The organism is Legionella santicrucis (assembly GCF_001468135.1).
Classification (GTDB): domain Bacteria; phylum Pseudomonadota; class Gammaproteobacteria; order Legionellales; family Legionellaceae; genus Legionella; species Legionella santicrucis.
This window is the reverse complement of the sequence record NZ_LNYU01000085.1, coordinates 295,325-306,093: the sequence shown is the minus strand read 5'-3', so window position 1 is coordinate 306,093 and position 10,769 is coordinate 295,325. Positions and strand designations below refer to the sequence as shown.

Here is a 10,769-nt window from a genome sequence, read left to right as displayed (position 1 = left end):
GCTGATGCCATTTTGAATTAAAATGTTTTGAGCCGCGCTGCTTTCTTGTTGGTACTTGGCATAAAAGGCTTCCAAAACAATCATGTCAACATTTGCTAAAGGTAATCGTCCTTGGCAAAGCAAGACGAGTTGGGTTTGCAGCTCAAATAGGCGTTGACTGCATACTTTCAGCTGTTCCTCGCGCGCCATGCGTTCTTCGGGGTTAGCCAAGGGCTTTTTCTTAAGAGTCTTATATTGTCTTGATACCGTAGCGAGTTCCTTTTTGACCTCTTGAATTTTATCCCTTATTGCCGCATCAAACTTTTGGCCTTCTTGTTTCGTTGCTTTCTTGCCCATTTTTCCCATCGCCTCAATGGCTTCTGCATGCGGCAAAATAGCGCGAAAACGAGGATTGGCAAGGTAAAGGTTGGCCAGTTTTAGCCATTGCGGAAACGCACACGTATCGGCTTTGGGCAGCTCAAATAAGCACGCATCATGAACCAGGTAGTTGTAGGCATTATAGTCTTTAAATTGGAGTAAATAATGTAATACCGCTTTTTCATCCTTAAAAATCGCGGCTAATTTAAGGGCGTGGTCTTCAGCCACCCCATTTTGTTCTACGATAAGGGCTAATTGACATAAAGGAAGTACTTTTTGATAACAGCCATGATGAACAAATCCTTTATCATTTTGAGGAAGAGTGGTGTTAAGCAGTGCCGTTGCTTCTCTAAAGTCACCTAATCCCCATTGCTGTAACGTAGCTTTCATGAAAGAGACCCCTTCATCACCATAATCATGGTGAATGCGTTCGATGAGCTCATTGGCTTTGTCACTAAAGACGAGTGATTTTTGTTGTAATCCCTGGAGGGTTTGGAGCTCTTGTAGAATATCCAGCATGGACAAGGTTGGCATATCTTCTTTCTCTTGGGTTGGATTATGTGAGGGGCAAAATCAGCTTTTTTACTAACCACATAGGGGTTGATATTTGTATTAATTAACAAACCAAAAAAGGATTCTCCTCATTTTAATATGCCCCTAATTTTAGTCTTTTGATTGTTAAATATAACTGTCAAAAATGAACAGGTTACAAAAGCTGAAAAAATATACTTAGTGAAGGTAATGTATCCACTTCAGAAGTGATAAAAACTAAACTCGGTCATATACTCGTTAAGGACACAGACGATAGTCAAGATATAAGCGCGTACTTTAGTCGTCCGTGCGGTTCTTATTTTAAAAATTCAATTTAATTTTCTTTGATTTCAATAGGGTTAATATTCCTTGCCTACAAATAACATAACCTATTGAAAATATAGAATTAGATAGATTTTTTACGCGGATCGTTCTTGATCAAGTAACCATTTTTTTAGTCCGTGCTAAGAAACAATATATTATTGATTTATATATTTATTTTATGCTAATTTCAAAGATTCAAAGATCAATAAAGGAGCATACTAAAAATATAATTAACACTATATTTATTGTAATTTAAGGAATACACATTACAGGAGAGTACAATGTTTGAATATTTCATGCAAAAAGCAAAAAACACTTATTTGTATTTTTTTGCTTATAAACAATATGTGTTTATCAATAGATGTAATATGTTGTTAAATCAATTTTTTGACAAAATTAAAGAAATAGAACCTGAATACGTGAGTCATTTTAACTGGGATGAACTTAAAAGGGAATTCAAAACAGATATCTCTAATCTTATTTCTATTGATAACTGGACCGTTTTTCATGATATTGTTGTTCACTTAAACGAAGAATCTTTAACTAATATTACTGATTTTGCTGCAGAAATATTTGTAAGAGTTCTATTAAGAGAAAAAGCTTCCGAAATTTTATCTCAGATAAAAGAAGAAATCGAACAAAAATTAGACAAAAAAAGCTTTGTTACATTAAATAAAATCTTCAACCTGTATCTAGAATTAAAGTCCCTATATGAAATCAATACTTTTGAGTCTCCTAGTGAAGGTCTTATCATTGCCAAAACCATTTCGGAATCAGTTTTAATGTCGTTCATATCAGAACCATTAGTGAATAAATGGTTAGGTATATTACAAGCACCAATCGTACCTGATAAGCCTACTTTCCCATTATCATTTAAAAATCTTCAATTTGAAGGATATACCCTACAACCTACACCGCCTCATTTTAAAAATGCAGCGATATATGAAAATCAAAAACAAGAGCAATTTATTTTTAAAAAACCTAAGCATTTAGAAGATATTTTAGCCAGCAAGATTGCAAGTGTTATTGCTCATCCGCTTTGCTCAAACATATTGCCGACGCAATCCCTTTGCTCAGATGAGGGCAGTGTATTTCTAACCCAGCCATTTTTAGCTAATTTGGAAACTATCATTCCTAGACGTTTAGATTTTATTACTTCCCGAAATTCAATATTTCAAGGTGAACAATTATTTTCGAAATTTCAATATGAAAGCTATAAAGAAGATAGTCAGTTTTTGACTCAGTTTTGTTATATCATTGCCACAAGTTTTTTAGTTTCAGATTGGGATCTCCATCTTGGCAATATTGTATTAAATAAAAAAAATCTTTATAAAATTGATCATGATTGGGCTTTAGATGAATTAGGACAGATTAAGATTTTATCATTTTTTGCAAAACGGAATATTTTAAATACTGTTTATCAAGATCGATTTCCCCCAAGTAATGCATTAAGAGATTATCAATACCTTATTAACTATCATGAATTTTTTGATGCATTGATAAATATTGCTGACAAGGCAGAGGAAACATTAAAAGCGACCCTGGTTAATGTTAATAATACCTTGTTGGATACATTAACTCCTTTTACAGCTGAGGAAAAACGTACTGCTTTAAAAGGCTTAATGATAAGGCTTGGTGGTCAGTTTACTGATAAACAGTATCAGCTTGATAACTGGTGTGAGGATATTGTCAATACCATTGGCATAGGCTTGCAACATCGTATTCATAGTATGAGATTAATGGTCATTTGCTCAAAACTTTATAATCTTGAAAATACAGTTGAAATTGAAAAACAATTGCATGTGATTCAGGAATATCTGCTTCAAAATGATAAGGATCTAACACTAGGTTGTAAAATTATCCCTCTAGAAGCTCAAGCGCTAATTAGACAAGGGTTAAGAAAGCTGGCAATGAAAGATTTGAAAACTGATTGTGATATTTTGGCTAAATGGTTTTTAGCTAATAATGTACATCAATTTAAATTTTTCCAATCAGAAAAACAAGAAAAGCAGTCTGAGGAACTTGAGCTAAAAGTTAGTTATGGAAGCTAACCCATAAAAGAGTTTTGCCGTAATAGTTTGGAGCACAAATAGCGAATTTTTTGGGAATTCGGCACAAAACTTTAAAATATTTTATTTACCAGACGCAACTCACATTAGAATTGAGTTGCGCCAATGTCAGAAAGAAATAACCCGAACTTCCGGTAAGTCTGCATAACTGAAGATAGATCTTTTGATTAGCCATGGAGTCAACAAGTGCCCATTTGCTTTTATTTCGTGGTCGCGGACTTCATTGCTTACGGAGTCGCTTATTTTAATCACACCGCCCATTTTTATTAATTTTGTTGTTATTTTTCAGCAAGTTGTTATTATATGGTGTTTTACTTAAAGGGAGTTTTTATACGATCTTTTGACGATCTACCGTATAAATTAGTAGAAGATTATTTAAATATGACTGTAGAGCAAGTTTATGCTAATAAAACAAAAACTAAGCCCAATCAAGTTGTAGATATGATTTTCTCTTATGATGAGAACTTATATTGCATAGGTAGCTCCTACGCAAAAACACCTATGAAACTAGCTATCCAGGACATTATATACGGTTGTCGTAAAATTCTTTTGACTGATATATCAAAAATTAAAGTTTACTTTTGTGAACCAGGTAAGGTATATCTACGAGGGTTTCCAACCGCGAAACGAGGAGTTATTCAGAAGTTCCATCATTATGGATCAGGTTAAAGAACATCATCATTTACAAGTATTACAAGGGATACCCCACTCTATAGCCTCTACTCTATTAGAGCTGCAACCATGAATCCTGCCGTACTTGATTTTTTTAAAAACCAGGCAAATATTGATCCACTCATGTCTCAACTGAGTAAGACGGCATCATCTATCCCTTTATCTTCGCAATTTTTTACATCTACAGAGAAAGAAGACAAGGTAAACGTCAATTACCGATCCTTTTGTTGATATTTTTTGTGGCTGAGTAGGCTATATGCGCCAAAGCCTACTCAAATAGTATTAAAACGAATGAAAAAACCCAGGGCAGAACCGCCCTTTCTGCGACAAAAAAATCTCACAGCCTGAGAATGAGGCTCGGTTTTGAGCAGTTTCATCAACTAGAAATTTAAAATCGTCCTAGAGATTTTTTCGTTTTACATCTGAAACTATTTTTATGACAAAGTATTAAATCTCCCAATCATGAGTATTACTCTGATACTGCTACTCTTGGCATTGAGGATGGCACATTAACCATAATAGATGGAGCAATTTGACCACTTAGTTGTGCCAAGTCATTCAACTTTGGTTCATGATCTCTCCATCCAAAAATAATTGCCCTATCTCCTGGCTTCACTTTTGTCAAAGATCCCAAATTTACCATCATTGCATTCATGTTAATTTTTCCAACGATAGGATAGTGCTGATTATTAATACAAACCATCATCCCATGTTGCCATTCTCCTAATGTTTGGGCTGTACGCGGGACTCCTTCAGCCCATCCCCCTGAGAGGGTAGCTATCCAAGCACCATCTTTAGGAGCACGCCAGTAACCACCGTAAGATACAGGTTCCCCTTCTTCAACATAAAAAACATTACGTACTTGTAAATCCATTTGCACAACTGGGCGAAGCCTTGGGCTATCTAAATGCAAATCCTTTTCAAGTTCCATGCCATAAAGCCCATGCCCTACTCTTGTATACAATCTCACATTAAATTCTTTTGAAAGTTTTTCAAATTGCAACGGCCATTTCTCAGCAAGAAGAGCAAGTCCTCCTCCAATATGGATCAAAGGGATATGAACGCCCTGTAAAAAAAGAAATTTTATAACTTCCTCTAATCTATGGAATTGTAGAGAACGGAAATTAATGATTTCGTTTCCATTATAATCCGTGCAACGATAACAAGCTAAATGCGTAGACAATCCTGCAAACTCAACTTGATTAGGATCAAGAAGTTGTAATTTTGAAATAGTTTCCATAACTGAATCAGGTATATTACTCTCATAGCCCCCATCTCGCCGCAAGCCTGTATCAACCATGATATGTACTTTTAACTTTCCAAAAATACGATGCTTATTTTGCAACCATTTTGCAATCATTTTTATGGATGCTGCATTTTTGCTAGAAGGTAAAATAACTTCAATTTGATTGGCGGCATAAGTGCTAAGATCATATATCATAGGTGCTTCAAAAGTCATGAGACGAACAGAGCCGGGAATCCCAGCGTTTCTCAGTGCGATTGCTTCTTGCAACTTAGCAACTGCTAAGAAATCGATACCTGCTTCTATCGCTAAATCTGAAACTAATTTGGATCCTAATCCATAGCCATTACTCTTTATCACCCCAATTATTTTTGAATAAGAGCACTGTTTCCCAAAAGAAATAATATTTTCGATATTTTCTTTTATCGCTTTTGTGTTAATAAATAAAATAGAACTCGTTTCGCTGGTTTTTGAAAAATCCGTTGAAAGATTTTGATATTCATCTAAATAAATTTCATATTGTTCATTATCAATATAGTGAATACGTTTATTATTGTGAAATTGCACCTCCCTGCCTTTTATTAAATATTGATATTGAATCCATGGTTCTAATGACAACAATGGTCCTTTATTAAATTCACAAGAAATTATCTTATTCCAATAAATTTGATAATTTGAAACAATTTTATCAAAATCATAGCAATAATACTGCATTGAATTTATCAGCATATCGACAGCTAAAAATCCACGACCAACGCTCAAGCCAAATTTATAATCAGTGCTTCCAGCACTATCCCCAAGAAAAAATATAGGGACATAAAGATTTTTTTGCCATGGAACCATTATTGCAGCACCATTCCAATAATATTCGCTACGAGAAGCATAGAAAATTTCTATTTTTTCTAAATCGGATGGTAGCTCAATTCCATGTTTCTTTGTTTCACTGATAATAATTTTTTTATAATTTTCGAACCATTGCTTTGAATTTTCAGATAACGCTCTCCCAGTCATATCGAGCCGATTGAAAGAAGAGTTATATGTTACATGTTGAATAAAATCTTCTGGTACTTCATTTAATACAGAAGATAATTCACCAGATGGATAGGTATATAGTTGAACATCATAATTGCAATTATTAGATGCTGCATACGAAATACCATTTTCACCTAATTTTGTATATAAAATAGGATTAAAATTTCTGAGGTAATTCTCTATACCTTTATTTTGATAAATTAAATAAACACCATGGCCTTTAGGTTCAGATATTTTTCCATTGAGAAGATTTAATTCGCTTCTTAATGATTTTGCATAGGTCCCGCAAGTACAATAAATTGCAGTTATATTTTCTATAATTGTTGGATGATTTACTGAAAGTATTTTTTTTATTTCTGATTGATAATTTATTTTCTCTAAATCAAAGTAAACAGAAATGAAGAAGAATCGATTTTTATATTCGGTATTATTTTGAAGAAAATGAATCATACTTTCTTGGAATAAACCAATATTAATCCATGGCCAATAAGGATAGCCTGGTTTTGGCCAAAAATTTTCATCATCTGCTTGATGTGTATTAAATATTCGTAAGCGTGTTTCTTCATCTGCCCACATTATATTTTTTACATACTCAGGTAAATTTTTAGCAATACAGAAAGGAATACGAATAACTTGCGGGCGTTCAAAAACACGACCTTCAAGTATAAAAACACGAGCATTTTTTTGTTTTAATAGAGTATAGGCTAAATAACACCCTACGGGACCGCCGCCCATAATAATATAATTACTCATGAAATCTGTAGAAATTTTAGTACTATTCATTTAATGATGGCCATTTCTAGTTTTTCTTCGAGTATTTTCTTTTTTTCTGTAAGTACTTGTAAAGAGAATGGAGTTAATATTATTCATTATTAATCATCACATTACAGGCGACTGCTTCATCTTTTTTAATACAGAAGATACATATTCTACATACCTCCCCTTTAATAGGCTTGATATCCATATCTACAGTCTCTTTAAAAATACTCGAAAATGCCCTATCTATTTTCTTTACTCGTTTAGAAGCAGTTTACTAATACTTTATCACTACACATAGAAGTCCTAATCTGTTATTTATCACAAGAAATTTGACAATCTATAAACAGACTTATCCACAGAAAATGTGTATAACTTACAAAGGTGAATTTTACTTAAAATAAAAATAAACCTGTTAAAACAAGCACATTAAGAAATATTGAAGATTGATTTAATATTAGGGGCTCAAGAAATATCCACAGGTTGGGATATTAAAAAGGAATTAAAGCATAGCCATTTTAACCAAACAAAAATTAAAAAAACAGTCTTGACTCGAACTATTTTTTTCTTTAATAGATTTGATAACATGAATAACCATTATGGATAAAAGTATTTCCCCCTCGAAATAAAAAATGCTCGAATAAAAATTATTACTCTATAGTTAATGTTGTAATTAAAACAGGACTAACTGTGGCTACTCTCTGCCGTTTAAGCAATTCTAGGCCGTTTTTTGGAATTTTGACGTATCACAATATTTTGATTTTAAATAGTTTTCTTCAATAGGTGTTGCGTCTACAAAGTAATCTCTGTTTGGTTTTTTGTTTGGGGATCGTCCAGAAATATTCAGCATGTATTGCTCAAAACGTGGCAAAAATTTGCGACAAAAATCATCGAAAAAACCATACAATTCTATTCATTGATCCACTTTAGACCTCTTGTTTTCTGTGCACTGTTTCACAAAAACATACATAAGATCATAAAAGGTCTGATTTTTTCACTATATTATTTTTTTGCAACGTAATCCTTAAATAGGGGCTGGGTTATGCCGTACATCTTTGTCACTCTTATTTTCTTTAGCAGTCAAGAAAAATGAGTGCCTGTTTTGGGACATTAAAGTATCCTCATTTGAAAACAATACAGTTTGTTCCTTATTTTCATTACTATGGTCAGTTTCTGCAGGCAATAACGCGTGAATGATCCTTAAACATCCAGGATTATCAGCCGCCAGATGAAGTACTGTATTGCCATCCTTGTTTTTAACCATCACCGCCTCTAGACGTTGATTTTCCGGTAATAACACGAGAATGGTCTTTAGGCTTTCAGCATTCATAGCAGCATGATGAAGTACTGTAGTGCCGTATTTGTTTTGAATCTTCACCGCCTGTAGACGTTGATTTTCTGGTAATAATTCGAAAATAGTCTTTAAGCTTTCAGTATTCGTAGCAGCCAGATGGAGCACTGTAATACCATACTCGTCTTGAATCCTCACTGTGTCTAGACGTTGATTTTCTGGATATAATTCGAAAATAGTCTTTAGGCTTTCAGCATTCGTAGCAGCATTGTGAAGCACCGCTCTGCCTTCTTCGTTTTGAATCCTCACCGCCTCTAGACGTTGATTTTCCGGCAATAACGCTAGAATAGTCTTTAGGTTTTCAGGATTACCAGCAGCCAGATGAAGTACTGTATCGCCAAACTTGTCTTGAATCCTCACTGCCTCTAAACGCTGATTTTCGGGTAATAATTCTAGAATGGCCTTTAAGCTTTTAGGATTCTTAGCAGCATCGTGAAGTACTGTATTGCCACCTTTGTTTTTAATTATCACCGTCTCTAGACGTTGATTTTCTGGATATAATGCGAGAATAGTCTTTAAGCTTTCAGCATTCGGAGCAGCCAGATGGAGCACTGTCTTGCCATATTTGTCTTGAATCATCACCGCCTCTAGACGTTGATTTTCTGGATATAATGCTAGAATAGCCTTTAGACTTTCGGCATTCTTAGCAGCATGATGAAGTACTGTTTTGCCATATTTGCTTTGAATCATCACTGCCTCTAGACGTTGATTTTCCGGCAATAACGCGAGCATGGTCTTTAGACTTTCAGCATTCTTAGCAGCATCATGAAGTACTGTATTGCCCTCTTCGCTTTTAACCATCACCGCCTGTAGACGTTGATTTTCTGACAATACCGCCAGAATGGTCTTTAGGCTTTCAGGATTATCAGCAGCATCATGAAGCATTGCTCTGCCAAATTTGTTTTGAATCATCACCGCCTTTAAGCGCTGATTTTCTGGTAATAATTTTAGAACAGCCTTTAGGATTTCGGGATTATCAGCAGCATCGTGAAGCACCGCTCTACCCTCTTCGTTTTGAATCATCACCGCCTCTAAGCGTTGATTTTCTGGTAATAATTCGAGAATGGTCTTTAGGCTTTCTGCATTCTTAGCAGCAAGATGGAGTACTGTATCGCTACCATATTTGCTTTGAATCCTCACCGCCTCTAAGCGCTGATTTTCTGGTAATAACTCGAGAATAGTCTTTAGGCTTTCAGGATTATCAGCAGCATCATGAAGTACTGTAGTGCCATCTTTGCTTTGAATCCTCACCGCCTCTAAGCGTTGATTTTCTGGATATAATGCTAGAATAGTCTTTAGGCTTTCAGCATTCTTAGCAGCATCATGAAGTACTGTAGTGCCATCTTCATCTTGAATCATCACCACCTCTAGACATTTATTTTCTGGATATAATGCGAGAAGAGTCTTTAAGCTTTCAGCATTAGAAGCAGCCAGATGGAACACTGTATCGCCATATTGGTTTTTAACCTTCACCACCTCTAAGCGTTGATTTTCTGGCAATAACGCGAGTATGGTCTTTAGGCTTTCAGCATTCTTAGCAGCATCATGAAGTACTGTATTGCCATATTTGTTTTGAATCATTACCGCCTCTAGACGTTGATTTTCCGGCAATAACTCCAGCATGGTCTTTAGGATTTCAGCATTCATAGCAGACAGATGAAGAACTGTCTTACCATGTCTGTTTTTTTGTTTTATGGCCACATCTGTTTGGGACAAGATTTTTTGGGCGATACCCCAATGGTGATTGCTTAATGCGGCCATTAGTGGCGTATTTTCCTCTGGATAACTAGCCACATTGACTTGAGCACCATGTTTCAGGAGCACATCAAAAATGTCCTCATCTCCGTTCTCAGCTGCCCAAAATAAAGCAGTTTTCATGTCGCCATCAAAGGTTTCAAGACAAGCTCCGTGTTCCAGAAGATAGTTCACCATGGCTAAGTCCTTGTTTTGAACGGCGATGATAAGCGGTGTATTTTCAACATCATCTTTGATGTCAAGTTGCGCCTGTCCTGCAATCAATTGTTGGGCAATATCGCGTCCAACCTCGTTTTTATTTTTGTAGAGTATTGTTTCCAGGGCATGGATTAAAGCCGTATTGCCGTCTTTATCTTGGATGTTTACATTAATACCCCGTGCAATGAGGGTGCTGATGCTCTTCTTATCGGCGTTTAAGGTCGCAAGATGCAAGGCGCTTTGCCCCTCTTTGTTCCTCGCATTAATAGAAGCACCTTGTTCCAGAGCATCAAAAGCGATGATTCCTTGGTTTAGTTGCTGCAGATAATACCGGTTAGTTGCTAACAGCGCGTCAAAGACTTCTTGGTGATTGGCAGCACACTCCCCTAATAACTGCAGTAACTCATGGTTCTTGGTAGAGAGGATAAAAGCAAGGACTTGTTGCAAGGCTTCATTGTTTTGCAGTGCGTCTTGGGTGCTG

The 10,769-nt window shown here is 35.5% G+C and carries 4 protein-coding genes; 1 reads left to right on the top strand and 3 read right to left on the bottom strand.

Annotated elements, in window-relative coordinates; translation table 11 throughout:
- Positions 1-891: hypothetical protein (locus Lsan_RS16720; RefSeq protein ID WP_193392738.1), on the bottom strand; the 891-nt coding region annotated here is incomplete at its 3' end.
- Positions 892-1,493: 602 nt separating this feature from the next.
- Here Lsan_RS16720 and Lsan_RS16715 point away from each other — a divergent pair.
- Positions 1,494-3,263: a hypothetical protein gene (locus tag Lsan_RS16715; RefSeq protein ID WP_058515253.1), complete on the top strand. Its 1,770-nt coding sequence runs from the start codon at positions 1,494-1,496 to the stop codon at positions 3,261-3,263.
- A 1,159-nt stretch (positions 3,264-4,422) separates the two neighbouring features.
- Here Lsan_RS16715 and Lsan_RS16705 read toward each other — a convergent pair.
- Entirely contained in the window at positions 4,423-7,011 is a 2,589-nt protein-coding gene (locus Lsan_RS16705) for an alanine racemase (RefSeq protein WP_058515251.1), read from the bottom strand.
- Between the two features lie 997 nt (positions 7,012-8,008).
- On the bottom strand, positions 8,009-10,769 hold a 2,761-nt coding region (locus tag Lsan_RS16700), incomplete at its 5' end, for an ankyrin repeat domain-containing protein (protein WP_193392737.1).